This window comes from Massilia sp. BHUDP2 (assembly GCF_046236355.1).
Classification (GTDB): Bacteria; Pseudomonadota; Gammaproteobacteria; order Burkholderiales; family Burkholderiaceae_D; genus Telluria; species Telluria varians.
On the sequence record NZ_JBJUVW010000003.1, the window covers coordinates 566,837 to 593,688 of the forward strand.

Genomic DNA, 26,852 nt, shown 5'->3' on the forward strand with positions numbered 1-26,852 from the left:
CCTCCCCGTCCGCATTTTCCGCATCTCGATTCGATACGCGCCGGTTTCGGACGCCGCCCAAGCGAATCCGGTAAACTGGCGCGGTCAGGTATAGCTTTTTTTATCACATCCATGTCAGAGATCTCCACCAAGCCCTATCTGCTGCGCGCCATCTACGAATGGTGCACGGACAGCGGCTACACGCCCTACCTCGCGGTCAAGGTCGACGCCGCCACGACGGTGCCGATGGAATACGTCCGCAAAGGCGAGATCATCCTGAACATCAGCTACGGCGCCACCTCGGGCCTGAAGATGGACAATGACGCGATCCACTTCCGGGCGCGCTTCAATGGCGTCTCGCGCGAGCTGTACATTCCGGTGCAGAACGTGCTGGCGATCTACGCGAACGAGAATGGCCAGGGGATGGCCTTCGAGGTGAACGTGACGGCGTCGGAGATGGCGCCTCCGTCTGCCGAGGAAGCTTCTGCACCGTCGCTGTCGGCGGTGCCGGGCAAGCAGGCGGAAAAGCCGTCGGCTGAAACCGCTTCCACGCCGAGCGATGACGACGAGCCGCCCAAGAAGGGTGGGCGTCCAACGTTGACACGCATCAAATAGCGTATAATCGTTGTTCCAAGATTAAGCCGACTTAGCTCATCAGGTAGAGCAGTTGATTTGTAATCATCAGGTGGCGGGTTCGAGTCCTGCAGTCGGCACCATGATTCTCGAGCACTGAGCCCAGCCATTTGGCTGGGCTTTTTGCTTTCTAGGGTTTATGTAACCGCTGTGCAAGCTTATTCTCATGTCAGTGTCGTGACAGGGAAAAGGCCTGAATGCCCTCGTTAGGCATGAAGGGCATCCTGCCAGAATGGGTCGGCGGCCCAGTTGACAGGCATCCCCATATGGGCCAGGGAAACGCGCGGATAACGCTGCATCAGTTCCTGCAGGCGTTGTGCCCAATGCGAGGAAGGGCTAATGGTATAGAGCAGGGTTTGTAGCGCAAAGATGTCATCGAAAGAGGTATTGGCGCGGAACTGGTGAGCTTGCGCCGGAGCCTGGCAATAGGGAATCGAGTAAGTCGACAGCCGATAGTAACTGATGTTCGATAAATAGCGCTCAGCTCGGTCCATGTCAGGGATGAGCAATCCACGCTGTTGCCATTGCTGCAAATGCTGGGCGGTGTTGAAAGCAGGCTTATTGTACTGAGCCATTCAAAATTCCAGGCATAAAAAAACCCGCCAATTTGTGCTTAACCGAAGTCATAGGCATGGCGGGTGTGTTGACAGCTATTATAGTGGTTGCGCAGGTCTGGCACAACTTTCTCTGTATAATTCTTTGCGACAATCAAGAGCGCCATGTGGTCTTGCCTTGTCCCAACGCCCTGGCATTACATCCAAAGAAGTATCAAATAGCCACCAGAACCGGACAATTCCGGACTGCGAAACGCCCGCAAGGCGGCGGACGCTGCGCTGGAAGCGCGCCATAGCGCCGACGAGGAACTCAAGCGACTCAGCACCCAGCTGTCGGCCGCCGACCGGCGCAAGGACGAATTCCTGGCGACGCTGTCGCACGAGCTACGCAATCCGCTCGCGCCCATGCGCAGCTCGCTCGACGTGCTCACGCTGAAATTCGCCCACGGCCTGCCGGACATGAACGGCTACGAACGGGCTCGCGGCGCACAATAGCTGATGGATCGCTTTGCCGCTCAGCCGACGCTGCCGCCCGCATCGCGGTAGGCGGAGAGAAAGCGATCGAAGCTGACGTAGCGTTGCGGCGGGTAGTGGTTGCGCTGCCCCGGTCCTTTCGGCAGCGCGGCCCAGATGCGCGCCGCCTTCGGCATGACCTCCGCAATCGCGCCCTGCTTGATCGCGTCGATGATGCCCAGGCTGCGCAGGATTTCCACCGCAATCAGGTCCTGCGTACGCGGCGAAAAATCCCGTAGTCCGAGCTTGGCGCCATGATGCTGCCAGGTGGGACGGGTGATCTGGTACATGCCGGCCGCGGTGGACTTGCCGCCGATGCCCGGCCCAGGATGGGTCGACATATCGGTGAAGCGCCAGCGGTCGTCCGACCTCCCCTTCAGCGCGCCATACCGGAAATCATAGCCGCCGCCTTCGGCTGCCGCGATCGCCTTCAGGAAGGCGGCGACGTTTGGATGGGTCAGGTGCTCCTCGCTCTCCGCCAGGAGCGCTGCAGCGCGCGACGAGGATCGGGGTGCCGCGTCCAGCGTCGCCGTGCGTTTTGAGATGGACATGATTTCCTCCCAAGGAGTGCTCGCAAGCGCCGGCGCCGTGCGTGGTCACCGGCTCTGAACTCATCATAGGAAAGGAGCGTGCCCGGCAGTTGAGGAGGCGCAGACAGGCTTCGCTCCGCACCCACATTCCTTGTGCAAACACCTTGCAGCCGGGTACCAGAATCTGGCAGGAAATTCCAGCCACCAAGAAAGAACAAGGCCGCCGGATCGGCGGCCTCGCGCATCAGGAACTGGCCTGTTCGACCAATCCCCGGTTCTGTACCCGGCTCAGCTTCGGATGCACGACCGGGATCGTCAGCATCGTGCTGGCCACCGCCATCAGGAGCAGCGCGGTGAAGGTCTCGCTGGTGATGATCTGCTTGTCGAGCAGGATGTTGGCGAAGATGATCTCGATCAGGCCCTTGGTCTGCAGCAGCCATCCGATGATGGAAGCCTCGCCCTTTTTCCAGCCCAGCGCCCGGCCGGCGATATGCGCGCCGGCGAGCTTGCCGCCCACCGAGGCCAACAACAGCAGCCCGGCCACGAAGAACACCGGATAACTGCCCACGTCCCACTTCGTGCGCAGGCCGGTGCTCAGGAAGAACACCGGCATCAAGACCAGCAGCACGTTCTTGAACAGCGCGTCCAGTTTCTCCTGCTCGAACCAGTCCGCATCCATCACCACACCGGCCAGGAAAGCGCCCACCATGTAGTGCAGGCCGGCCCAGTCGGCGCCGAGGCTGCAGGCGATCAGCCAGATCAGGGCGACATACCAGCGGTCCCTTGCGGGCAGGCGCAGCATCAGCCGGCGGAACAGGATGGTCAGCACGCCGAAGGCCAGCAGGAAGCCGAGCTGGCGTCCCACGCGTTCCCAGTCCAGCATGATCAGCGCCAGCACGCCCCAGATGGCGACGTCGTCCAGGCTGGCATAGCGCAGGATGCGCTGGCCCATCGGCTGACGCAGGATGTCGAGCTTTTCCATCAGGAGTACCAGTACCGGCAGCGCCGTCACCGCGCAGGCCATGCCGATGCCCAGCACGAACTGCCAGGGGGCGCCGCTGGGGCCGATCCAGCCCTCGTAGGCGAGCAGCAGCAGGGCTGCGCCGCAGCCGAACAAGAGCGGCATGCTCAGCGACAGGCCGGCCGTGGTCACGCTCTCGCGGCGGTACTGCCACACCTTCTTCAGGTCGAGCTCGATCCCAGCCAGCATCACGAACAGCATCACGCCCCACCAGGCGATGCCGTTCAGCGTCTTCACCACGTCCGGGTTGAAGACGAAGCGATGGTATTCGGGATAGACCGCACCCAGGATGCCGGGCCCCAGCAGGATGCCCATGATGATCTGGACGACAGCCAGCGGCGCGAAATAATCGGTCCTGCCAAGCCGCCACACCAGGTAGGGTGCAACGAAAATGAGCAGCATCGCGATCAGGAAAATCTCGGTGGTATTCATGGTCTCTCCAGGCCTGTCTCGTCTCTTGCATTGCGCAAGGCGGACATTGTAGTGCGCTGAACGCAGGCAATGACTGGAAACGATACCACATCATTTGGCTGTCAGGACATGGACTGTCGCCTACTTTTTTGGGCAGCTTTTATTACCTTGGCGACATCAGAAATGTGCCAGAATCCTGATTGCAATATTTGTTTGACCCCGATTTCACCCGGTGCTATAGTCGGGCAAAGCCGATGGTAACGTTTCCAACTTTACCAAAAATACAGGCACACACGGAGACACGATGTTCACACCACGCACCCTGGCGACGGCCTGCGCATGGCTCGCCGCTGCCATGACGCCTGCCGCGCCGGCGCATGCCGCGTCGGTGGCCGCCGGTCCCAGGGCGGAAGTCATCCACTGGTGGACCTCGGGCGGCGAATCGGCCGCGGTCAAGCAGGTCGCCCAGGCCTACCGCGATGCCGGCGGCGTGTGGATCGACACCGCGATCGCCGGCGGCGACCAGTCCCGTGCCGTGACCATCAACCGCATCGTCGGCGGCAACCCGCCCACCGCGGCCCAGTTCAATACCTCCAAGCAGTTCCTCGACGTGATCGAAGCGGGGATGCTGAACAACGTCGACGCCGTCGCGCGCGCCCAGAACTGGGACCAGATGCTGCCCACCCCGATCATCGACGTGATCAAGGTGCAGGGCCATTACTACGCGGTGCCGCTGAACATCCACATGCAGACCTGGTTCTGGTATTCGAAGGCCGCGTTCAAAAAAGCCGGCATCGCGAGGGAGCCGGGCAGCATGAGCGAATTCTTCGACGCGCTCGACAAGCTCAAGGCCGCCGGCATCATCCCCCTCGCCCACGGCGGCCAGTCCTGGCAGGAGACCGTGCTGTTCTCGGCGATCCTGGCCAACATGGGTGGCAAGGAGCTGTACCTGAAGGCCATCCGCGACCGCGACCAGGCCACCCTGCTCTCGCCGCAGTTCCGCCAGGTGCTGCTGGCCTTCAAGCGCCTGAAATCCTATGTCGACGCAGGCTCGCCGGGCCGCAACTGGAACGACGCCACCGCCCTGGTCATCAGTGGCAAGGCGGGCTTCCAGGTGATGGGCGACTGGGCCAAGGGCGAGTTCACCAACGCAGGCCAGGTCGCGGGCCAGCACTACGGCTGCATGGCCGGTTTCAGCCCGGCCACGCCCTACCTGATCCAGGGCGACGTGTTCGTCTTCCCGCGCACCGACAAGGGCCAGGCCGTCAAGGCGCAGCAGCTGCTCGCCAACGTGGTGTCGCAACCCGGCCTGCAAGTGGGTTTCAGCAAGCTGAAAGGCTCGATCCCGGTGCACCTTGATGCCGATGCGACAGGACTCGACCTGTGCGCGCAAAAGGGCATCGAGATCATGAAAGACCGCGCGCGCCAGGCCGGCGTCACCGAGGTGTACCTGACGCCGGACCAGAACGGCGCCATGCAGGACGTCCTGACCGCCTACTGGAACACCACTATGCCGGTCGAACGCGCCCAGAAGAGCATCGCCAACGCCCTCAAATACTGACCGCCATGCTGACCCTGCGCGCCCATAAACTCCGTCCCCGCGTTGCCCCGCATCTCGCCCTCCTTCCGATGGCGCTGACGGTGCTGGTCGCCTACGTCGGCGCGGCGCTGTGGACCTTGCGCACCTCGTTCACCGCCTCGCGCACCTTCCCGTCGGATAACTTCATCGGCGCCGCCCAGTACGTGCGCCTGTTCGACAACGAGCGCTGGCTGATCTCGCTGAACAACCTGGCCGTCTATGGCGCGCTGTTCATCGTCGCCTGCATGGTGCTCGGCTTCCTGCTGGCGGCCTTCATCGACCAGAACGTCAGCGGCGAGGGCTTCCTGCGCACCGTCTTCCTGTATCCGTATGCGATGTCTTTTGTGGCCACCGGCCTGGTGTGGCAGTGGATGCTGGCGCCCGACGCCGGCATCGAGGGCGCGGTGCGGCAACTGGGATTCCCGGGCTTCCGCTTCGACTGGATCATCGACCAGGAGATGGTCATCTACACCATCGTCATCGCCGCCGTCTGGCAGGCCTCGGGCCTGGTGATGGCGATGATGCTGGCCGGCCTGCGCGGCGTCGATCCGGAGATCTACAAGGCGGCGCGCCTGGACGGCATCGCGGCCTGGCGTGTCTACCTGCAGATCGTGCTGCCGATGCTGGGGCCGACCGTGGCCACCGTGTTCCTGCTGCTGTGCACTGCCGTCGTGAAACTGTATGACGCGGTGGTGGCCATGACCGGCGGCGGCCCGGGTACCGCCAGCGAAGTGCCGGCCAAGTTCATCATGGACCATTTGTTCCTGCGTTCGAACATCGGGCTGGCCTCGGCCGGCGCCGTCACCCTGCTCATCCCGGTGCTGGCCCTGCTGGCGCCCTATGCCTACGCACGCAGCCGGAGGAAACGCGCATGAGCTCTACTACCCTGCAGCCGGCCGTTCCCGTCATGCCGCTCGAACCCGTGAAAACCGCCCCGGCCGCGCGTCGCAAGCGCCTGTCGCCGGCGCGCATCGGCGTCTACGCCTTCCTCTTCAGCGCCGCGCTGTACTTCCTGCTGCCGCTGTACGTCATGATCATCACCTCCTTCAAGTCGATGGACGAGATCAGGAACGGCAACGTGTTCGCCCTGCCCCTCCTGGCCACCGTGGAGCCGTGGAGGAACGCCTGGAGCCAGGTCAGCGGCGGCTTCTGGAATTCGGTGGCGATCACGGTGCCGAGTACCGTCATTCCGATCCTGCTGGGCGCCATCAACGGCTACGCGCTGTCGTTCTGGAAGCCGCGCGGCGCCAATGTCCTGTTCGGGGTGCTGCTGGCCGGCGCCTTCATCCCGGTGCAGGTGATGATCTATCCGCTGGTGTGGATGATGGCGCGCGCCGGCGTGTTCGGTTCGCTGCCGGCCATCGTGCTGGTGCACGTCATCTTCGGCATGCCGATCATGACCCTGCTGTTCCGGAACTACTACGCTTCGGTGCCGCACGAGCTGTTCCAGGCCGCCCGCATCGACGGCGGCGGCTTCTGGCGCATCTTCCTGCAGGTGATGCTGCCGATGTCGCTGCCCATCGTGGTGGTCGCCGCCATCATGCAGGTCACGGGCGTGTGGAACGACTACATCCTCGGCCTGGTGTTCGCGGGCCGCGACAATGCGCCGATGACGGTGCAGCTGAATAACGTGATCAACACCACCACCGGCACCCGCCTGTACAACGTCAACATGGCCGCGACCATGCTCACGGCCGCGCTGCCGCTGGCGATCTATTTCATCTCGGGACGCTGGTTCGTGCGCGGCATCGCCGCCGGCGCCGTCAAAGGATAAACGAGCATGTCGAACGTCCACCTCCGCAAGCTGTGCATCACCCGCGGCAGCAATCAGGTCATCCGCGACCTCGACCTGCAGGTCGAGCCGGGCGAGTTCCTGGTCCTGCTCGGGCCTTCCGGCTGCGGCAAGTCCACCCTGCTGCACAGCATTGCCGGCCTGATCGACCTGGCCGAGGGCTCGATCGAGATCGGCGGGCGCGACATGAGCTACGCCGACCCGAGCGAACGCGGGATTGGCATGGTATTCCAGTCGTATGCGCTGTACCCGACCATGACGGTCGAGAAGAACATGTCCTTCGGCCTGCGCATCTCCGGCGCACCCAAGGCCGAGATCGGGCGCCGCGTGCAGAAGGCGGCCGCGATGCTGCAACTGGAGTCGCTGCTGGACCGCAAACCTGCCCAGCTCTCGGGTGGCCAGCGCCAGCGCGTGGCGATCGGCCGCGCCCTGGTGCGCGAAGCCGGGGTCTACCTGTTCGACGAGCCGCTCTCGAACCTGGACGCCAAGCTGCGCGCGGAACTGCGCCGCGAACTCAAGATGCTGCACCAGGCGCTCGGTTCGACCATGATCTACGTGACCCACGACCAGGCCGAGGCGATGACCCTGGCCACCCGCATCGTCGTGATGCAGGGCGGCCGCATCCAGCAGATCGGCACGCCGAGCGAAGTCTACGAGCGTCCGGCCAACCGTTTCGTGGCGGGCTTCCTCGGCTCGCCGTCGATGAACTTCGTCGACGGCCGGCTCGAGGGGGAACTCGACGTGCAGCGCCGTTTCAGCGCGGGCATGCTGGCCCTGAACCTGGCGCCGGACTGCGTGGCGCCCTCCGGCGCGGTGACGCTGGCGGTGCGGCCGGAAGACATCCATCTCGACGAAAACGGCTCCTTGCAGGCCTCGGTCACGCTGGTCGAGCCGATGGGCAACCACCAGGTCGTCTGGCTGGACTGCGGCGGCCACCAGCTCTCGAGCATCGTGCACGACCCGCGGCCGCTGGCCACCGGGCAGGCGGTGCGCTTCGACATCGACACGGCGCGGGTCTCGTTGTTCGACCCAAGCAGCGGCAAGCGCCTTTAAGACAGGTGCCAGTGTCAGATGAATGCAGTATGCTTCGGTGTTTATCGAATAACTAAACAACAGCTTAGGGATCCTCAGTGGCAACCATCAAGGACGTAGCGCGCCTCGCCGGCGTCGGCCTCGGCACCGCCTCGCGCGTGGTCAGCGGCAAGGGCTCGGTGTCGCCGGCCACGCTGGAACGCGTGCGCAAGGCGATCGACGAGCTGGGCTTTCGTCCCTCGCACGCGGCGCGCGCCCTGCTGTCCGGCACCAGCCGGATGGTCGGCGTTTACATCCCGGTCCTGAGCGGCACCTTCTACACCCCGATCCTGCAGATCATCGACACCGAATTGCGCGCCGCCGGCCTGCACATGGTGGTGGCCTTCGGCGTCGGCCTGGGCGACGCGCGGCGCCAGGCCATCGAGGGCATCGAGTTCCTGGTCGAGCGCGGCTGCGACGGCATCGTCATGATGACCAGCGCCCTCAGCGACGAGGACCTGGCCAACCTGGGCGGCAAGCAGAAGCAGATCGTCGCGCTGAACCACGAGTTCAAGCAGATTCCCGAGCAGTGCTTCACGGTCGACCACGTGCTGGGCGGGCGCCTGGCCGCGCGCACCCTGCTCGACTACAAGCACCGCGACATCGCCGTGATTGCCGGCCCGACGGCGCTGGCCGACAACGTGGCCCGCATCGACGGCTTCATGCGCGAGCTGCAAGCCGAGGGCATCGACACCAAGAAGGTCTGGATGATGGAAAGCGACTTTTCGCCCCAGGGCGGCTGGTCGGCGGCCAAGGCGCTGATCGATTCGGGCACCAAGTGCACCGCCCTGTTCTGCGCCAACGACGAGATGGCGGTGGGCGCGCTGGCCTACTTCCAGGAAGCCGGCATCAGCGTGCCGCGCGACCTGTCGGTGATCGGCTACGACGATACCCCGAGCGCCGCGTTCTCGGCCCCGCGCCTGACCTCGGTGCACATGCCCTGGCGCGAGATGACGCTCAATGGCCTGAACGCCCTGCTCAACCGCTGCTACGACCTGCACCGCCCGGTGACGCGCACCTTCCCGGTGAGCGTGACGCTGCGCGCCTCGCTGGCCAAAGGGCCGAGCGAGAGCGCGGCCGGACGCACGCGCAGCAGAAAGAAATAAGAGGGAGGGCCGCCCGTCGGCCTTTTTTTTAGATTGCAATTGGAAAGCTTTCCAAATATCCTAGCGTAACAAGCTCAACCAGACCAGACCATGACAAAAGCATCCCGTCCAGAGCCGAGCGCCCCATCGCGCGGCGATTTCGCCCCCGACTTCTTGTGGGGCTGCGCCACCTCGTCGTACCAGATCGAAGGCGCCGGCCAGGAAGACGGCCGGGTCGAATCGATCTGGGACCGTTTCGCCGCCACGCCGGGGAAAATCAAGGACGGCTCCAACGGATCGGTCGCCTGCGACCACTACCACCGCTGGCCGGAAGACTTCGACATCGGCCGCGACATGGGACTGAACGCCTACCGCTTCTCGATCGCCTGGCCGCGCATCTTTTCCGAGGTGGGCGGCAAGCCCAACGAAAAGGGCCTGGATTTCTATTCGCGCCTGGTGGACGGCATGCTGGAACGCGGCCTGCAGCCCTGGGCCACGCTCTACCACTGGGACCTGCCGCAGTATCTGCAGGACCGCGGCGGCTGGAACGAGCGCGCCACCGTCGACGCCTACCTCGCCTTTGTCGACGCGATGACGCGCCGCCTGGGCGACCGCGTGCAACACTGGATCACCCATAACGAACCCTGGTGCACGGCCATCATCGGCAACTACGAAGGCTGGCACGCGCCGGGCAATACCGATTTCAAGACCGCGCTGCAGGTGGCGCATCACGTGCTGCTCTCGCACGGCAAGGCGGTGCCGCTGATCCGCGCCAACGTCCGCAATGCGAAAGCCGGCCTCGCCCTGAGCCTGCATCCGGTGCGCCCGGCTTCCAGCCAGCCTGAGGACATCGCCGCCACCGAACGCCACGACGGCCTGCGCTACCGTTGGTTCCTCGATCCGCTCTACGGCCACGGCTACCCGAAAGCGATCCTGGAGGCGATCGGCGACGCTGCCCCCATCGTGCTGCCGGGCGACCTCGAGGCCATCGCGGTGCCGACCGACTTCCTCGGCGTGAACTACTACTTCCCCGAGACCATTCAGCACGCCCCGGGCCACGGCCCCCTGTCGGCGCGCGTGCTGCCGCCCGCGCCCGGCGTCGAGACCACCTACATGGGCTGGGAAGTGGCGCCGCAGGGCCTGGCCGAGCTCCTGCTGCGCATCGAGAAGGACTACCATCCGGGCCCGATGTACATCACCGAGAACGGCTCCTGCTATGCCGACGAGGTGGGCGCGGACGGCGAGATCGACGACGTCGAGCGCCGCCACTATTTGATGCGGCACCTGGCCGCCTTGAACGCGGCCATCAGGGACGGCGTGCCGGTCAAGGGCTACTTCGCCTGGAGCCTGCTCGACAACTTCGAATGGGCGGAGGGCTTCCTGAAGCGCTTTGGACTCACCCACATCGATTACGCAAGCCAGCAGCGCCGCCTGAAGGGCAGCGGCAAGTGGTACCGCTCCTTCCTGCGCGGCGAATAAAACGAACATACAACAAGACAGCGAGACGACCCCATGACACCCATGCTTCGCAACCCGGTACTGGCGCTGGCCATCGCGCTGGCCCTCCCTGCTACGGCAGCCCCCTTGAATGACTGGCCTGCCGTGCGCAGCGCCATCGCCAAGGACGCGGCGCTCGAACAGCGCGTCCGCGACATCGTCGGCAAGATGACGCTGGCGCAGAAGGTCGGCCAGATGACCCAGCCCGAGATCAAGAGCGCCACGCCGGAGGACGTCAAGCGCTACTACCTTGGTTCGGTGCTCAACGGCGGCGGCAGCTGGCCGAACGGGAACAAGCATGCCAAGGCCGCCGAATGGCTGGCGCTGGCGCAGCGCTACCACGAGGCTTCGATGGCCACCGACATGGCGGTCAAGGTGCCGGTCGTGTGGGGCACGGACGCCGTCCACGGCCACAACAACGTGTTCGGCGCCACCCTGTTCCCCCACAACATCGGCCTGGGCGCGGCACGCAACCCGAAGCTGATGGAGGAAATCGGCGCGGCCACCGCGAAAGCCACGCGTGCCAGCGGCATCGCCTGGGTCTTCGGCCCCACCCTGGCGGTGGTGCGCGATGACCGCTGGGGACGCACCTACGAGAGCTATTCCGAGAATCCGGACATCGTGAAAAGCTATGCCGGCGCCTACGTGCGCGGGATGCAGGGCATGCTGAAGGATGATGCCAACACCATCGCCACCGCCAAGCATTTCATCGGCGACGGCGGCACCGAGTTCGGCAAGGACCGCGGCGTCAACAAGGCTAGCCGCTCGCAGATGATCAACATCCACGGCGCCGGCTACTATCCGGCCCTGGAGGCGGGCGTGCAGACCGTCATGTCCTCGTTCAATTCCTGGAACGACGTGGCGGGCGGCACCAACTACGGCAAGATGCACGGCAGCCGCGCCTTGCTCACCGATGTGCTGAAGACGAAGATGGGCTTCGACGGCTTCGTCATCACCGACTGGAACGGCCACGGTGAAGTGCCGGGCTGCCGCAACGACAGCTGCGCGGCCGCGATCAATGCCGGCAACGACATGATCATGGTGCCGGACGACTGGAAGGCGTTTATCGCCAACACCATCAGGCAAGTAGAAAGCGGCGAGATCCCGATGGCGCGCATCGACGACGCCGTGAGCCGCATCATCCGCGTCAAGCTGCGCGCCGGCCTGTTCGACAAGAGCCCGGCGCAGAACGTCTACGCCGGCAAGGACGAGGTCATGCAGCCGCGCGAGCTGGCGCGCCGCGCGGTGCGCGAGTCGCTGGTGCTGCTCAAGAACGATCAGCCAGTCCTGCCGATCGCACGCGGGAAGAAGATCCTGGTGGTCGGCAAGACGGCGGACGACATGTCGAACCAGAGCGGCGGCTGGTCGATCACCTGGCAGGGCACGGCCAACACCAATGCCGACTTCCCGAATGGCGACACGGTATTGACCGGCATTCGCGAGGCAACCGGCAAGGACAATGTCACGTTCAGCGTAGACGGCAAAGGCGTCGACCTAGCGAAGTTCGACGTGGTGGTGGCGGTGATCGGCGAGCGCCCGTATGCGGAAGGCGACGGCGACATCGGTCCGAACGGCACCCTGCGCCATTCCAGCCGCTATCCGGAAGACCTGGCGGTGCTGCAGGCGGTTGCCGGCAAGGGCAAGCCGGTGGTCACCGTGTTCGTCTCGGGCCGTCCGCTCTACGTCAACGACCTGCTCAACCTGTCGGACGTGTTCGTGGCCGCCTGGCTGCCGGGCACCGAGGGCAAGGGCGTGTCGGACCTGCTGGTATCCAGCGCCAAACGCTACGACTTCAGCGGCAAGCTGCCCTTCGCGTGGCCGAAATCGGCCTGCCAGACCGACTTGAACGTGGGCGACAAGAATTATGCGCCGCTGTTCGCCTATGGCTACGGCCTCAAGGCCGCAACGCGCTCGAAAGTCGGCAAACTGGACACCACCTATCCGCAAGGCGGCTGTGGCGTCAGCAACAGCTTTCCGGTATTCAGCCAGGCCGACCGCGCCAGCTTCCCGCTGACGATCCGCAGCGGCGGGCAAACCCTGGTGCTGGGCGCCGACCTGAATTCGACCTTCAAGCTGCCGGGCGTGAGCGTGCAGACCTCGCAGGTCAATACCCAGCAGGACGCCAAGCTGGTCACCTGGACCGGCCCCGCCACCGTCGAGGCGCGCGGCCCCCGTGCGATGGTGCTGCCGGCCGCGGCCAGTGCCAATGCAGCGCTGCGCTTCGACACCATCGTATCAAGCGCACCCGCAGGCAAGGTCACGATGCGCATGGGCGCCGGCAGTCTCGACACCACGGCCCTGTTCAAGCGCCTGGCCGGCAAGGGCAAACAGACCGTCGCTATTCCGCTGGCCTGCTTCCAGGCCAAGGGCACCATTCTCTCCAAGGTGGACACGCCCTTCAGCGTGAGCAGCGACGCCGCCTTTGCCGCCGCCTTCACCAACATCGAGATCGCCGGCGGTGCAGCGAGCGAAGCCGATGCGGTGCGCTGCGAGGAACTGCGATGAGCGCAGAGCCAAGGCTGCTGGCGGACATTGGCGGCACCAACGCCCGCTTCGCCCTGCAGTCGGGAGAGGACTTCATCGATGTCGAGGTGCTGGCCTGTGCCGATTATCCAACCCTGGGCGAGGCCATGCAGGCCTACCTCGGCAAGGCAGCCGGCCGCGGGCTGGCGGTGGAGCGCGTGCGCCATGCGGCGCTGGCGATCGCCAACCCGGTCGAGGACGACCGGGTCAGCATGACCAACCACCACTGGAGCTTCTCGATCGAGGAGCTGCGCCGCCAACAAGGCCTGGCTAGCTTGCTGGTGGTGAACGATTTCGCCGCGCTGGCGATGTCGCTGCCGCACCTGGCGCCCGAGGGACGCGAGCGCATCGGCGGCGGCATCGAACTGGCGAACCGGCCCATCGGCTTGATCGGCCCGGGCACGGGCCTCGGTGTATCGGGCGTGATCCCGGCCGGGACGCGCTGGATCGCCCTGGCCGGCGAAGGTGGCCACGTGAGTTTTGCGCCCTCGACGAAGGAGGAAGTGGCGATCCTGGAAGCGCTGTGGGGAGAGTACGGCCACGTGTCGGCCGAACGCCTGCTGTCGGGCATGGGCCTGGAGCTGATCCACTGGGTCTTGAGCGGCAAGCGCGTCGATGCCCCAGGCATCACCGGCGCCGCGATCGAGGGCACGTCGAGCGACTGCGTCAAGACGGTCGAGATCTTCTGCGCGGTGCTCGGGAGCGTTGCGGGAAACGTCGCACTGACCCTGGGCGCGACCGGCGGCATGTATATTGGTGGCGGCATCGTGCCAAGGCTTGGTAAACTGTTCACCGAATCAGCTTTCCGCGCACGTTTCGAGGACAAGGGGCGTCTCAGTCCTTACCTCGCACGCATCCCGACCTACCTGATTACCGAGCAGTACCCGGCGCTGCGCGGCGTATCCGCGATGCTGTCGGACCATATCGCGACCCTGCAATAAACGGAGACCCCATGCAGAACACAGTCAAGAACCCGGCGCCGGCGGCGGCGCAGGCGCTCGAATCCGAGCACAACCCGCACACCGGCGCGCTCGTCATCGTCACCATCCTGTTCTTCATGTGGGGCCTGCTCACGTCGCTCAACGACGTCCTGATCCCGCACCTGAAGTCGATCTACACCCTCACCTACCTGCAGGCGATGCTGGTGCAGTTCTGCTTCTTCGGCGCCTACTTCATCGTGTCGCTGCCGGCCGGGGCATTGATCCGCAAGATCGGCTACCAGAACGGCGCCGTCACCGGCCTGATGATCGCGGCCGCCGGCTGCGCCCTGTTCTACCCGGCCTCGAAAGGCGGCTACGGCCTGTTCCTGTTCGCCTTCTTCGTGCTGGCGAGCGGCATCACGATCCTGCAGGTGGCGGCGAACCCCTTCGTCACCGTGCTCGGGCCGGCGCGCACCGCGTCCAGCCGCCTCACGCTCACCCAGGCCTTCAACTCGCTCGGCACCACGGTGGCGCCCGCGCTGGGCGGCATCCTGATCCTGTCCACGGTCGCGCTGAGCGCCGAGCAGCTGGCGGCGCTGCCGGCCGCCGAGCAGGCCGCGCACAAGGCGGCCGAGGCGGCCGCCGTGCAGGGCCCGTATCTCGGCCTGGCCGCGGCGCTGGCGCTGCTGGCGGTGCTGTTCGCGGTGGCCAGGCTGCCGAAGATCAGCCATGCGGACGACGGCAAGCCGGCCGTCGACGGCAAGGGCGGCGCCATGGCCTACCGCCACCTGGTGCTGGGCGCGGTCGCGATCTTCCTGTACGTGGGCGCGGAAGTCAGCATCGGCAGCTTCCTGATCAACTTCCTCGGCGAGGGCAACATCGCGGGCCTGAGCCACGCGGATGCGGCGCAGTACGTCAGCCTGTACTGGGGCGGCGCCCTGGTGGGCCGCTTCATCGGCTTCGCCGTGATGCGCTACGTCAGCCCGGGCAAGACCCTGGCCGTCAATGCCCTCGGTTCGATCCTGCTGGTGCTGGCGGCGACCTTCGGCGAAGGCCAGCTGGCCATGTGGGCGATCATCGCGGTCGGCCTGTTCAATTCGATCATGTTCCCGACCATCTTCAGCCTCGCGCTGCACGGCCTGGGCAAGTTCACCGGCCAGGGCTCGGGCATCCTGTGCATGGCCATCGTCGGCGGCGCCGTGGTGCCCTTCGTGCAGGGCATGTTCGCCGACACCATCGGCCTGCAGCCGTCCTTCCTGGTGCCGGCCGTGTGCTACCTGTTCATCCTGTACTTCGGCCTGAAGTACGCGAACCTGCACAAGCAGCCGGTGGTGGCGGCCTGAAGCCGTCAGCCCTTCCAGGAATGCCCGCCTGACAAGCGGGCATTTTTTTCGTCCTCGCGCAGCGCTTCCATCAGGGCGATGAAGCGGCGCGCCGCCAGGGCCGGCGGACGCTCGTTGTTCCAGATGACGTCGACGAAGAAGCGCAGCACATTGGTGAAGTTCGCGGTCGGGATCTCGACCAGTTCGCCATGCTCGAGGTGCTCGCGCACCAGGCCCGAGGGCAGCCATGCCCAGCCCAGGCCGGCCTTCACCAACGCCAGCGCCGCGGCCGGGTTATCGGTTCGCCATTGCATGCGCGCGACGGCGATGCGCTTGTCGACGTACTCGGTGTCGCGGCCGGCGACCAGCACCTGGCGCTCGGCCAGCAGGTCTTCGTCGCGGACGGCTTCCTTGCCCATGCGTTGGCACAGGGGATGGCCGGGCGCGACGACCGCGACCAGCCTTTCCTCGGCCACCTCCTCGAAGGCTTCGTTGGTTTCGCGTCCATAGCGCTCGTAGACCAGGGCAAGGTCCGCGCGTCCGCTCTGCAGCATGGCCAGCGCATCGGCCTGCGGCGCGGTCAGCACTTCCACCTTCAGCAGCGGGTATTCGAGCGCCAGCCGGCGCAGCGCTTCGCTCCACGGCGCCGCCGCCAGCAGCTCGGGCACCAGGGCGATCGTCAGGGAGGTTTCCAGTCCCTGGGTCAGCGACAGCGCATGGCTGTTCATGCGCTGCAGCTGCTCGACCAGCAGACGGGCCTGCGGCAGCAGGACCGCGGCATGCGCCGTGGGCCGCGGCTCGCGGCCGCTGCGGTCGAACAGCTGCAGGTCGAGTTCCGCCTCCAGGTTGGCGATCGCCATGCTGACGGCGGACGGCACGCGCCGCAGCGCCCGCGCCGCGGCCGAGAAGGAACCGTGGTCCACCGCCGCCAGGAAGACTTTCAAGTTGTCGAGGTCAAAGGCCATCTTTCAATTTTACTGACAGCTTCTGACTTTTTCTATCTCCGATACAGAAATAAGATGCCGTCTTTGTTTTTGCATGGAAAGGAAACATCATGGTCTGGGGAGCACTCCTCGTTGCCGGCCTGTTCGAAATCGCCTGGGCGGTCGGCCTCAAATACACCGAAGGCTTTTCGCGCCTGTGGCCCTCGGTCGGCACGCTGGCGGCGATGGCCGTCAGCTTCGGCCTGCTGTCCTATGCACTGAAGACGCTGCCGGTGGGGACAGCCTATGCGATCTGGACCGGCATCGGCGCGATCGGCACCGCAATCGTCGGCATCGTGCTGCTGGGCGAATCGGCCTCGCCGGCACGGCTGCTGTGCATCGCGATGATCGGCGCCGGCATCGTCGGCCTGAAGATGGTTTCACACTGAACGAACGATCATGGATATTTCTGAATACTTGCCGGTCCTGCTTTTCATCCTCGTCGGTATCGCCGTGGGCGTCGTGCCGCAATTGCTGGGCCGCGCGCTCGGGCCGCACCGGCCGGACGCGCAAAAGCTGTCCGCCTACGAGTGCGGCTTCGAAGCCTTCGGCGATGCACGGATGAAGTTCGACGTGCGCTACTACCTGGTCGCGATCCTGTTCATCCTGTTCGACCTGGAAGTGGTGTTCCTGTTCCCCTGGGCCGCGGCCCTGATGGAGCTCGACAGCGCCGGATTCTGGGCCGTGATGGTGTTCCTGGGCCTGCTGACGGTGGGCTTCGCCTACGAATGGAAGAAAGGAGCGATGGAATGGGACTGAGGAGCTGCACGACATGAACGCCATGCTCGTCTCGAATGGCCTGATCGGGCTATGCCTTGCCTGGATTGCATGGCGCGAGTTCAGGTCCCACAACCGGCGCGATGCCGGCATCCTCGGGAGCGCGGCCTGCATCGCCCTGGCGGTCAGCGCGGGCACCTGGCTGCACGTGCTGGAGCACGGCTGGTAGCCCTTGCTGGCCTACTTCAGCGTCGAGCAGTAGCGCTCCACATAGGACTGGTGCGAAGGCAGGCCGGCCACGGTGCGGTCGATCTGCCCCTTGATCGAACCGAGGAAGTGCGACAGCTCCTCGTCGCCCATCAGGTCGGCCGACTGGTGGTGCCGGTAAGGCATGATGCCCTGCCCCAGCATCACTTGGATCCACGAGTTCTCGGCGAACAGCTCGTTCGAAATGCGGAAGACCCGCCCGGTTTCGCGGAACAGGTCGATGCGGTGCTGCAGCGACTTCGGCACCTCCATGTTGCGTGCATCCACCCAGTAGGGCGCATCGATCCGGTTGTTGACCTTGTAGTGCAGGATGATGAAGTCGCGGATCTGGCTTACCTCTTCCCAGGCCTGCCGGTTGAATTCGTCGACGTCGCTCTGGACGATGCCGCTGGTCGGGAACATCTGCATCAGGCGGATGATGCTGCGCTGGATCAGGTGGATGCTGGTCGACTCGATCGGCTCCAGGAAGCCACTCGACAGGCCGACCGCGACCACGTTGTTCTTCCAGATCTGGCGCCGCTGGCCCGGCTTGAAGCGGATCACGCGCGGCTTCATTAAGGCTTCGCCTTCAATGTTCCCCAGCAGCGCCTCGATGGCCGCGCCCTCTTCCACGTAGCGGCTCGAGAACACGATGCCGTTGCCAACGCGGTGCTGCAGCGGGATGCGCCATTGCCAGCCGAAGGGGTGGGCGATCGAACGCGTGAGCGGAATCGCGTCGCGCACCGAACTCGTTTGCAGCGCGGCCGCGCTGTCGTTGAACAGCCACTCCGACCAGTCCTCGTACTCGACGCCCATCGCCTGCCCGATCAGCAGCGCGCGGAAACCCGTGCAGTCGATGAACAGATCGCCCTCGATGTCCGCGCCCGAATCGAGCGTGATCGAGCGCACCTGCCCGCTCAAGGCGCTGGTGCTGACGTCGACGATCTTGCCCTCGATGCGCTGCACCCCGAAGCGCTCGCTGAACTTGCGCAGGTAGCGCGCATAGGCGCTCGCATCGAGGTGATAGGCGTAGTTCATGCCGCCGCGCGGCAGGTGGGCGAACTTGTTTTCCTGGGAAGCGCGCAGCTCCAGGCAGTAGTCACCATACTCGCCGGCCAGGCCGCGCTCGCGGCCCTTGTGCCAGAAGTGCTGGAAGCCGGCGGTCCAGTGGTCGGTGCCGGTCAGGCCGAACGAGTGGATGTAGTCCTCGTTCACGTTGCGCCAGTTCTCGAAGCTGATGCCGAGCTTGAAGGTGGCCTTGGTCTCGGCCATGAACTCCTGCTCGTTGATCTCGAGGAGGTTGTGGAAGTTCAGCAGGGTCGGGATGGTCGCCTCGCCCACGCCCACGGTGCCGATCTCGTCGGACTCGACCAGCTTGATGTCGAGTCGCTTGCCCAGCACCTTGGAGATGCAGGCGGCCGCCATCCAGCCGGCGGTGCCGCCGCCGGCGATGACGACGCGGCGTATGGGCTTGCCGATACCATTCAGTCCTTGTTCCATGTCTCCCTCCTCAGCGATTCATTCTTTTCAGTAGTTGGGCGCGGATGTTGCGCACGCTCTCGGCATCCATCCGGGCCAGGGCGCGGCGCGCGTTCGGCGGGATGTGGGCCGCGGTCTCGTCGTCCGCTTCGAACACATAGTGGCGAAACAGTCCGGCCCAGGCCTCGCGCTGCGCCAAAGGCAGGTCGCGCACGCTCATCAAGGCGTGCATCATCGCGTTCATCGGCGTGTCCATGTAGTCGGGGGACTGGCGCCACCAGTAGTTCACCAGCACGTTGAAGTCTTCCAGCGCCTGGATGTGGTGCCACCACATGCTGGGGATGAACAGCGCGTCGCCCGGCCCCATCTCGACCGCCAGCGCATGCGCCATCGCCGTCGCAAAGCGCGGAAAGCGCGCCAAATCGGGCTTGACGAAGTCGACCAGGCTGATGGCCTGGCCGGCCGGCGTCAGGTCGAGCGGGCCGATGTACAGGTTCTCGACCTGGCTCGGCGGGAACAGGGTGAAGCGGCGCCGTCCGGCCACCACGCAGGCCAGGTTGTCCGGCAGGTCGTAATGGGCGGCGATGCGGGTGCGGTTGCCGATCCAGATCGAACCGAGTGCATCGCGTCCGCCCAGGTCGATGCGGTTCTCGTCGTGGAAACCGGGCAGGCAGGTGTCGATCGTGGTCGAGCCGACGTAGATCGCCGGCTGATTGTCGACGCCGCGGTAGCGCTCCAGCTCGGCCAGCACCTTGTCCAGGCGCACGCGCACCGGGGCGAAGTTGAAGCCGTCCATCGTTTCGTTGTAGAAGAAGCGGCCTTCGATCTCGGGCGGGCCGAGCATGGCGTTGACGGTGGCGTCGCGGTAGAAGCGGCGCAGGTAGGCGTCGGCGGCCGCCGGCGACTGACGCGCCGCCTGGACCATCGGCCACCCTGCCACCAGGCCGCGCAGCACGATCGGCTCGGTGGATTCGAGAATGCTTGGGCCGAGGTCGCGCGGCGTCAGGCCGCTGATTTCCCGGATGGGTTCAGGCGCGGGCAGCACGGCGTGCATTCTTGCGGTCGATCAGGGCGCGGAAGTTCGACAGCGACGCGACCTGGAAGTAGATGGCGGACAGCCAGCCAGCCTTGTGCAGGCTGTCGAGTGCAGCGGCGTCCAACGCGGCCAGGCGCTCTTCGTTGATGGTGTAGAAGCCGGCCAGGCGGTTCTCCGATCCGTCGTCGAGCGTGATGTCGAGCGAGAAGCCTTCCAGCAGCTCGTGCTTCTCCAGCGCTTCGATGAAGGCGGCGTTGGATCCCATGCCTTCGTGGATGGTGAGCAGCATCGAGTTCACATGCTCGAGGTAGGGGCTCATGCCCCCGTGCGGCAGGAAGATCGGCTCGCCCTCCGTGGTGCTGACGCGCGGGCTGTCGACGTCGATGTGGATCATCAGCTCGTCACCCTCGCGGCCGATCAGGAAAGGCAGGCGCTCCACCAGCAGCGGCAGGGTGGGCGCGTCCCAGCGGTCTTCTTCGAGGAACAGGTTCTCGTCGGTCTCGAAACCGAACAGGGCGATCGGCTCGTAGGCATGGGCTTCGCTTTGCTTGCGGAAGATGATCGGGTAGTGGGCCTGCAGGAGGCGGAATTCGCCGGCGAAGGTCTGCACGTAGGCGTGGCTGTCGTCCAGCTTGCTGCCGTGGCGGGTGATGATGCGCAGGTCCTTGTGGTCGATGTTATTCAGCAGTACTGGCTTGGCCATGTGGTGTCTCTTTCTCGTTGTCGTTGTCGTTGTCGTTGTCTTGTCAGGTCGGCAGGCCGTGGCGCACGATGTGCGCGATAAGCGCACGGTTGTCCGGCAGCGCCGGCAGCATCCGGCGCGTCAGCTCGGCCGCCTGGCGCAGGAAGCCGTCCGCCATGGCGCCGTTGCCCTCGCCGATGCGCTCGCGCCGCACCTGGCCGGGTTCCGGAAGGAAGCCCATGCCGTACAAAATATACTGGTAGCTCGCCGCCGGGAAGACTTCCTGGATGCGGTTGAAATCGTAGCGCGAGGGCGTACGGTGGCGCCACAGCGCCAGCAGGTCGGCCAGGCGCTGCGGGATGGTCTCGCTGCTCCGGTTGTCACGCCAGTAGCCATGCGGATCGAGCGCGCCCTCGCGGCGGCTCAGCACATAGTGCAGCTTCAGGAAATCGATCACCCGCTCCCAGCGGTAGGTGAAGGTCTCGTTGAAGCGCCGGGCGCTGATCTCCATTTGCGCGCGCGTGACCGGCATCTCGTCGAGCAGCATCGAGGCCGACAGTTCCACCATGGCCAGTGCCGACGCCTCCAGCGGCTCGATGAAGCCGGCGGACAGCCCGATGGCCACGCAGTTGCGGTGCCAGAAGCGCTCGCGGTAACCGGGTTCGAAACTCAGCTTGCGCGGCGCCGGGATGTCTTCCGGTCCGCCGGTGGCGCGGATGTAGGCGCGCAGGGCGCGTTCGGCCTGCTCGTCGCTCGTGTGCGCGCTCGAATACACGTGGCCGACGCCGCGCCGGGTCGGCAGGCCGATGTCCCAGATCCAGCCGGCTTCCTGCGCGGTGGAGGTGGTCTGCGAGGCGATCGGATCGTCTTCCGCCAGGTACGGCACCTGGACGGCCAGTGCGCTGTCGTTGAACAGGACGCCGCGCTGCGGGATGAAAGGCACGCCGTAGTGCTTCCCGAGCAGCAGCGACTGCATGCCGGTGCAGTCCACGAACAGGTCGCCCGCCAGCTCGCCGTGCGCCTTGGTCTGCAGGGCGGCGATGTCGCCGCTCATTTCGCCGAATTCGTGGGAGCGGATGCCGGTGACATGGTCCGCCACAAAATGAACACCCAGGCGTTCGAGGCAGTGCTTCTTTAGAAAGAGGCCGAACTTGCCGGCATCGAGGTGGTAGCCGTAGTTGGCCACCGCCGCGAATTCCGGCGTGGCGGCCTGCTTGGGCGCGCGCCCGTGCACGCACAGGTGCGGCTGGTAGGTCACCAGGTCGGCGAAGGGAATATCGGTATGGCGTTCCAGCCAGCGGCCGGCCATGTCGGCCTCGCCCCAGCCCTGCGGCAGCACGAAGGGATGGAAGTAGTAATCGTGGTCGCCGCCATGGACCCAGCGGTTGAAGCGCGAGCCCTGCTTGAAGGCGGCGTCGCACTCGCGGAAAAAGGCGGATTCGGACAGGCCGGCCGCGCGCAGGGTGTCGCGCATGGTCGGCCAGGTGCCTTCGCCGACGCCGATGGTCGGCACGTCGGGCGATTCGATCAGCGTCACGCGCAGGCCACCCTGCTCGAGCGCCTGGAAGCCCGATGCCAGGACGGCGGCGGTCAGCCAGCCGGCCGATCCTCCCCCTACGATGACGACATGCCTGATGGTGGTGCTCGCCATATTTGTTTTCAATAAAAACTAATGCTGGGCAAGTCTAACCTGAAAATGAACACAGCGGACCATGGCAATGGCCACGGCCCGCTGGTTTGCACTTTCCGTCCTGCTTAGAACTTGTAGCGGGCCGACAGCATGTAGCGCGGACCGGACTGCTCCACATACAGCGCCTGGCGCTCGTTACGGCCATGCAGGCGTCGGATCTCGTCGGTCAGGTTGATACCTTCGAACTGGACACTGATGTTCTTGTTGACGTTGTACCCGATGCTCAGGTCAAGCTGGCCGTAGGCTTCGACATACTGCGGATTCGCGCCGGCGCCGTCGAAGGTCGAGGCCAGGAACTTGTCGCGCCAGTTGTAGGCCGCGCGCACGTTCCACTTGTCGTTCTCGAAGATACCCACCAGGTTGGCCGAGTCGCTCATGCCCACCAGCGCGAATTGCTCGCCGATGCTGGCGTTGTTGTACCCCAGGCCCGAGTCGACCTTGGTGTAGTTGGCCTGCAGGCCGAAGCCGGAGGTGCCGAACATGTGCTGCACGTTGAACTCGAGGCCGCGCAGGCGCGCAGCCTTCTGGTTCGAGTAGCTCGTGATCAGGAAGTTGGCGATCGGGTCGTTCGGCTGGCCGGCGATCGAACCGGTGGCGTTGCCGTTGACGTCATCCGGTCCACGGGTCACGCCAGGACGTCCTGCCAGGTTACGGAAGATATAGTTGCGGATGCACATCGTGTCCGAGCTCGCGCAACCGGCGCCGATCGCCGCGTTCCAGTAGGCGCCGCCCACCGGGGTACGCAGGCCGAAGGGCTGGGCCGTGACCTGCGACACGCCGGCGTAATTTTCCAGGCTCTTGCGGAAGTGGCCGACCGAGACGAAGCTCGACTTGTCGTAGTACCACTCCCAGGCCAGGTCGATGTTCTTCGACTTGACCGGCAGCAGGCCCGGGTTGCCCTGGCTTCCGCGGCCGCCTTCGATACGGCCCAGGGTCTCGAGCACCTGGCCGCCGGTCAGCTGGTCATAGCGCGCGCGGCCGATGGTCTCGCCGTAGCTGAAGCGGCCCTTCATGTCGGAACGCAGGTCGATGTCGGCGTCGAAGCTCGGCAACCAGTGATGGTACTTGCCGGTCAGGGTGGTGAAGGCCGGCGTGCCCAGGCCCACCGCGAACTCGTTCTGCGACACCCAGGTGTAGGACGAGGCGATCGGCACCAGCGCGGTCGAGGTGACTTCGGTCGTCTCGTAGCGCGCGCCCACCGAGGTGTGCACCGGCATCGCGAAATCCCAGTCGGTGTTGAATTGCAGGTACAGGCTCTTCGACTTCTCGCGGGTGCGCTGGTCGGTGGTATAGCCCGGCTTCGGCATGTACAGCTCCGGCTTGCCGGTCACCTGCGCGGCCAGCTGGCGCAAGGCGGCGAAGTCGAAGGTGTAGAAGGTGTTGAACAGGTTCGGGTTGTCGTGGCCGTCGATGTTGTCGAAGTACTGGCGCAGGCTCTCCTGGTGGAAGTAGCTGGCCGGGTAATCCGACGCCTTGGTCGCACCGCCCCAGGTGTCGTCACGCTGCTGCACCGAGAAGGCCGAGCGGTTCTTGGCGTCGGTGGTGGCGAGGCCGAACTTGAGCTCGGACGCTTCCATCATCTTCCAGCTGCCATGGGTCTGGACCTGGCTGATCTCGCTCTTGACGTAGGCGTTCTCGAACACCGAGCCGGTCACCTGCTGCGGTGCGCGCTGGAAGTCGGCGCCCTGGATGCTCAGGACCGGCAGGTCCTGCGAGAAGTCGACGCTGGTGGTGCCGCGGCTGAAGCTGGCGGTGCCGAGGGTGTTGCTGGAGCCGAAGGGGCTGTCCGGTTTCGATTCGGCGGTGGAACGGTGGGCGTCGAGCTCGAGGCGGATGTCGCTGTTGACCTTCCACGCAGCGTTGAAGCCGAGCGAATTGTTCTCGGTCCTGGTGGCGAAGTCGGCGCCGCCCATGGCAATGTCGCTGTTGGCCGGGTTGATGATCTCGGTGTACACCAGCGGCGCGGCGACCGGACCATCGGTCCAGGTGCTCGACGAGGGGCCAAAGTTGAACCAGGCCGACAGGTCCTGGCGGCGGGTCTGGATCTTGTTTTGCGAGTAGGTGTAGTCGAGGGTCGTGGTCAGGGCCTTGCTCGGCGCGTACTGCAGCGTCAGCTGGCCGTTGGTACGCTGGCGCTGGATGCCGTTCATGGCGTAGTTCATGTTCTGCGGCACCTGGTACAGGTCCGTCGGCTTCGGACGGTTGGTGATGTTTTCCGAGCCCGGCGTGCCAGGTTGCGGAATGGTGCCCCAGTTGTTCTCGTCGCCGCGGAACGGGCCTTTCCAGCCGTTGCCGACGGAAGCCACGTTGTAGCCCAGGTTGCGCTCCTGGTAGCTGCCCGACAGGGCGATACCGAAGCGGCCGTCGGCCGAGGTATTGCTATACAGGCCGGACACTTCGGGCGTGACCTTGCCGCCACGCTTGACGTCGCCCGGCAGGTTCTCTGCCGAGGTGTCGTGCACGCCCTTGATGCCGATCGTGGCCTGCAGGCCGGGACGCGACAGCGGACGTGCGGTAATGACGTTGATGGTGGCGCCGATGCCGCCGGTCGGGGTCTCGGCGCGCGCCGATTTGTACACCTGCAGCTGGGAGATGCCTTCGGACGCGATGTTGGCGAAATCGTAGGCGCGGCCCGGACGATCGCCCAGGATCGAGGTCGGCATCTGGCGGCCGTTGAGCAGCACCAGGTTGAAGTCGGGACCGACGCCGCGCACCGTGACCTTCGAGCCTTCGCCGATGCTGCGGTCGATCGACACGCCGCTGATGCGCTGCAGCGATTCGGCCAGGTTGGTATCCGGGAACTTGCCGATGTCTTCGGCGACGATGCCGTCGACGAAGCCCTGCGCGTTGCGCTTCAGGGCCATCGACGATTCGAGGCTGGCGCGCAGGCCGGTCACGACGACGGTCTGGACGCCGGCCGGCGAGGATGGGGTGCTGGCCTCTTGCGGGGTAAGGGCGGCCGGGTCGGTGGTCGCGGCGGCGCCGGAGGTCGAGGCGACTTCCTGGGCATGCGCCGGGATGAATGCCGCGCATGCGCTGGCTACTGCCAGGCTCATCAATGTCTGCTTAGCCTTGGGGTAATACATGGTGCTCTCCTGTTTTTTTTAAAATGACCGTCACCCAATCCAACGGTGTCTCCACTACCTGTGCCGGCTGAATCCAGGCTGCACGCGCCGGCGGTCCTTGCTGTCGTCCCTGCTGCCGTCCCTATCGCTGGGCACCTCCTCGCCGCGGCGCCCTCGGGCGCCGGTCCTGCGCATGGCGCGTCCTGCCACCAGACGGCACAGCGAGGACATGCGGCCAGTGCCGATGTCCTCGCTGCCAGGTAGCGGGTAAAGCGGTGCGCGCTGCGCTCGTTCATCTGTAATCGCTCAGGCTCGCATCTTGCGATGCTTCGTTGATCAAGCAATTCTTCAACCATCTTTCAGGTGCATGGAAACGTTTCCATGTAAAGTTGTTTGAATATTAGGGTTAGCAAAAAAAATTGTCAACGGAATATTCCGCGTAGGTATGCGTCGAAATGCGGCTGATTTGCAACATTGCTCGTATGTGAGAGTGAAGACTGGCCTTCGTTCCTGCCTGTCTCCTGCGCCGCCGCTCAATTGACACTGAAAAATCCTCAGTGCTATAGTCGGGTTGACATTCTGGTAACGTTTCCAAATAACGGCTGAAAGGATGAGCGTGGAGCGAGCTGAAGACGCGGACGACGTGGCCGGCAGCGCGCCGCGTGCGGACCTGCTGGAGAGAGGAACATGGCGCCGCCGCGTGCTCGCATGTGTGCTGGCCGCAGGGCTGCATGGTGCCATGCCTGCCGCCGCGGCAGCCGACACCCGCAGCGGCTTCGCCTGGCCGCACGGGGCGCGGGCCGCCGTCAGCCTCGCCTATGACGACGCCCTCGATTCCCAGCTCGACCATGCCCTGCCCGCCCTCGACAAGCTCGGCCTGAAGGGCAGCTTCTACCTGACCCTGTCGAATCCGGCGGTGGCGCGGCGCATGGAGGAATGGCGCGCCGCCGCGCGGGCCGGGCACGAACTGGGCAACCACAGCCTGTTCCACCAGTGCGCGCGCAGCAAGCCCGGGCGCGACTGGGTCGAGCCGCACCGCGACCTCGATGCCATGAGCGTGGCGCAGATGGGCGACCAGGTCCTGCTGGCCAATACCATGCTGGCGGCGATCGACGGCCGCCAGAAACGCACGTTCACGCTGCCCTGCGGCGATACCCAGGCCGGCGGACGCGACTACCTGCCCGCGGTGCGCGCCGCCTTCGTCGCGATCAAGGTCACCGGCGGCAGCGGCGTCATCGATGCGATGCACACGCTCGATCCGCTCGCGGTGCCGGTGGCGACACCTAGCGGCAGCAGCGGCGCGGAGCTGATCGCCATCGTCAAGCAGGCGATTCAGCGCGGCACCATGGTCAATTTCACCTTCCACGGCATCGGCGGCGACTACCTCAGCGTGTCCGCGCAGGCCCACGCGGAACTGCTGCGCTTCCTGGCGGACAACCGCCAGCTGGTCTGGACCGATACCTTCATCAACATCATGCAGCACGTCAGGCAGCAGCAGGCCCGTCCCCCGGCGGCGCCCTGAGG

Annotated in this window: 24 protein-coding genes and 1 tRNA gene; 16 read left to right on the plus strand and 9 right to left on the minus strand. The window is 65.2% G+C overall.

What is annotated here, in order from left to right; all coding sequences use genetic code 11:
• Positions 1-111: 111 nt before the first annotated feature.
• Both ACK6C6_RS19285 and ACK6C6_RS19290 read left to right on the plus strand, forming a co-directional pair.
• Positions 112-594: a ClpXP protease specificity-enhancing factor gene (locus tag ACK6C6_RS19285; protein WP_409268790.1), complete on the plus strand. Its 483-nt coding sequence runs from the start codon at positions 112-114 to the stop codon at positions 592-594.
• Positions 595-619: 25 nt separating this feature from the next.
• Positions 620-695, plus strand: a tRNA-Thr gene (locus tag ACK6C6_RS19290).
• Between the two features lie 123 nt (positions 696-818).
• On the opposite strand, the gene ACK6C6_RS19295 is transcribed toward ACK6C6_RS19290, so the two are convergent.
• Positions 819-1,187: an Abi family protein gene (locus ACK6C6_RS19295; protein WP_409268792.1), complete on the minus strand. Its 369-nt coding sequence runs from the start codon at positions 1,185-1,187 to the stop codon at positions 819-821.
• 342 nt (positions 1,188-1,529) lie between these two features.
• On the opposite strand from ACK6C6_RS19295, the gene ACK6C6_RS19300 reads away from it, so the two are divergent.
• Positions 1,530-1,661, plus strand: coding sequence for a histidine kinase dimerization/phospho-acceptor domain-containing protein (locus ACK6C6_RS19300; protein ID WP_409269199.1), 132 nt, complete (start codon positions 1,530-1,532; stop codon positions 1,659-1,661).
• A 20-nt stretch (positions 1,662-1,681) separates the two neighbouring features.
• On the opposite strand, the gene ACK6C6_RS19305 is transcribed toward ACK6C6_RS19300, so the two are convergent.
• Positions 1,682-2,230 carry a paar repeat-containing protein gene (locus tag ACK6C6_RS19305; protein WP_409268793.1) on the minus strand — a complete coding sequence of 183 codons (549 nt, stop codon included), beginning with the start codon at positions 2,228-2,230 and terminating at the stop codon, positions 1,682-1,684.
• A 223-nt stretch (positions 2,231-2,453) separates the two neighbouring features.
• A complete protein-coding gene (locus ACK6C6_RS19310; RefSeq protein ID WP_409268794.1) occupies positions 2,454-3,662 on the minus strand; it encodes a cation:proton antiporter in 1,209 nt (402 codons plus the stop codon).
• 283 nt (positions 3,663-3,945) lie between these two features.
• On the opposite strand from ACK6C6_RS19310, the gene ACK6C6_RS19315 reads away from it, so the two are divergent.
• The 9 genes from ACK6C6_RS19315 (at position 3,946) to ACK6C6_RS19355 (ending at position 15,451) form a co-directional block, all read left to right on the plus strand.
• Positions 3,946-5,202, plus strand: a complete 1,257-nt coding sequence (locus ACK6C6_RS19315; protein ID WP_409268795.1) for an ABC transporter substrate-binding protein — start codon at positions 3,946-3,948, stop codon at positions 5,200-5,202.
• Between the two features lie 5 nt (positions 5,203-5,207).
• The gene (locus tag ACK6C6_RS19320) at positions 5,208-6,095 is read left to right on the plus strand and encodes a carbohydrate ABC transporter permease (protein WP_409268796.1); all 888 of its coding nucleotides are present in this window, start codon (positions 5,208-5,210) and stop codon (positions 6,093-6,095) included.
• Between the two features lie 32 nt (positions 6,096-6,127).
• On the plus strand, positions 6,128-6,994 hold the full coding sequence (locus ACK6C6_RS19325; RefSeq protein WP_409269201.1) for a carbohydrate ABC transporter permease: 867 nt from the start codon (positions 6,128-6,130) through the stop codon (positions 6,992-6,994).
• Positions 6,995-7,000: 6 nt separating this feature from the next.
• Positions 7,001-8,065 (plus strand): ABC transporter ATP-binding protein, encoded by a 1,065-nt coding sequence (locus tag ACK6C6_RS19330; RefSeq protein ID WP_409268798.1) that lies wholly within the window; start codon positions 7,001-7,003, stop codon positions 8,063-8,065.
• A gap of 77 nt (positions 8,066-8,142) precedes the next feature.
• Positions 8,143-9,189: a LacI family DNA-binding transcriptional regulator gene (locus ACK6C6_RS19335; protein WP_409268799.1), complete on the plus strand. Its 1,047-nt coding sequence runs from the start codon at positions 8,143-8,145 to the stop codon at positions 9,187-9,189.
• Between the two features lie 90 nt (positions 9,190-9,279).
• Complete coding sequence (locus ACK6C6_RS19340; RefSeq protein WP_409268800.1) at positions 9,280-10,647, plus strand: GH1 family beta-glucosidase; 1,368 nt, start codon at positions 9,280-9,282, stop codon at positions 10,645-10,647.
• Between the two features lie 33 nt (positions 10,648-10,680).
• Entirely contained in the window at positions 10,681-13,170 is a 2,490-nt protein-coding gene (locus ACK6C6_RS19345; protein WP_409268801.1) for a glycoside hydrolase family 3 N-terminal domain-containing protein, read from the plus strand.
• A complete protein-coding gene (locus ACK6C6_RS19350) occupies positions 13,167-14,129 on the plus strand; it encodes a glucokinase (protein ID WP_409268803.1) in 963 nt (320 codons plus the stop codon). The genes ACK6C6_RS19345 and ACK6C6_RS19350 overlap by 4 nt, the downstream gene beginning before the upstream one ends.
• A gap of 11 nt (positions 14,130-14,140) precedes the next feature.
• The gene (locus ACK6C6_RS19355) at positions 14,141-15,451 is read left to right on the plus strand and encodes a sugar MFS transporter (RefSeq protein WP_409268804.1); all 1,311 of its coding nucleotides are present in this window, start codon (positions 14,141-14,143) and stop codon (positions 15,449-15,451) included.
• A 5-nt stretch (positions 15,452-15,456) separates the two neighbouring features.
• Here the strand turns inward: ACK6C6_RS19355 and ACK6C6_RS19360 are convergent, their stop codons facing one another.
• The gene (locus tag ACK6C6_RS19360) at positions 15,457-16,395 is read right to left on the minus strand and encodes a LysR family transcriptional regulator (RefSeq protein WP_409268805.1); all 939 of its coding nucleotides are present in this window, start codon (positions 16,393-16,395) and stop codon (positions 15,457-15,459) included.
• An 89-nt stretch (positions 16,396-16,484) separates the two neighbouring features.
• Between ACK6C6_RS19360 and sugE the strand changes: the two genes are divergently transcribed.
• The 3 genes from sugE to ACK6C6_RS19375 are packed head-to-tail and all read left to right on the plus strand — an operon-like array spanning position 16,485 to position 17,359.
• A complete protein-coding gene (gene sugE / locus ACK6C6_RS19365) occupies positions 16,485-16,802 on the plus strand; it encodes a quaternary ammonium compound efflux SMR transporter SugE (RefSeq protein ID WP_036205975.1) in 318 nt (105 codons plus the stop codon).
• 10 nt (positions 16,803-16,812) lie between these two features.
• On the plus strand, positions 16,813-17,172 hold the full coding sequence (locus ACK6C6_RS19370) for an NADH-quinone oxidoreductase subunit A (protein ID WP_409268807.1): 360 nt from the start codon (positions 16,813-16,815) through the stop codon (positions 17,170-17,172).
• 13 nt (positions 17,173-17,185) lie between these two features.
• On the plus strand, positions 17,186-17,359 hold the full coding sequence (locus ACK6C6_RS19375) for a hypothetical protein (protein ID WP_409268808.1): 174 nt from the start codon (positions 17,186-17,188) through the stop codon (positions 17,357-17,359).
• An 11-nt stretch (positions 17,360-17,370) separates the two neighbouring features.
• Here the strand turns inward: ACK6C6_RS19375 and ACK6C6_RS19380 are convergent, their stop codons facing one another.
• The 5 genes from ACK6C6_RS19380 to ACK6C6_RS19400 all read right to left on the minus strand — a co-directional run bounded on the left by ACK6C6_RS19380 (position 17,371) and on the right by ACK6C6_RS19400 (position 25,319).
• Positions 17,371-18,876 (minus strand): tryptophan halogenase family protein, encoded by a 1,506-nt coding sequence (locus ACK6C6_RS19380; RefSeq protein WP_409268809.1) that lies wholly within the window; start codon positions 18,874-18,876, stop codon positions 17,371-17,373.
• Positions 18,877-18,886: 10 nt separating this feature from the next.
• Positions 18,887-19,909 (minus strand): cupin-like domain-containing protein, encoded by a 1,023-nt coding sequence (locus tag ACK6C6_RS19385; protein ID WP_409268810.1) that lies wholly within the window; start codon positions 19,907-19,909, stop codon positions 18,887-18,889.
• Positions 19,884-20,594 (minus strand): SapC family protein, encoded by a 711-nt coding sequence (locus ACK6C6_RS19390; RefSeq protein ID WP_292044027.1) that lies wholly within the window; start codon positions 20,592-20,594, stop codon positions 19,884-19,886. The genes ACK6C6_RS19385 and ACK6C6_RS19390 overlap by 26 nt, the downstream gene beginning before the upstream one ends.
• 43 nt (positions 20,595-20,637) lie before the next feature.
• Positions 20,638-22,224 carry a tryptophan halogenase family protein gene (locus ACK6C6_RS19395; RefSeq protein ID WP_409268812.1) on the minus strand — a complete coding sequence of 529 codons (1,587 nt, stop codon included), beginning with the start codon at positions 22,222-22,224 and terminating at the stop codon, positions 20,638-20,640.
• A 104-nt stretch (positions 22,225-22,328) separates the two neighbouring features.
• Complete coding sequence (locus ACK6C6_RS19400) at positions 22,329-25,319, minus strand: TonB-dependent receptor (RefSeq protein WP_409268814.1); 2,991 nt, start codon at positions 25,317-25,319, stop codon at positions 22,329-22,331.
• A 625-nt stretch (positions 25,320-25,944) separates the two neighbouring features.
• Here ACK6C6_RS19400 and ACK6C6_RS19405 point away from each other — a divergent pair.
• Positions 25,945-26,850: a polysaccharide deacetylase family protein gene (locus ACK6C6_RS19405; protein WP_409268815.1), complete on the plus strand. Its 906-nt coding sequence runs from the start codon at positions 25,945-25,947 to the stop codon at positions 26,848-26,850.
• Positions 26,851-26,852 lie beyond the last annotated feature (2 nt).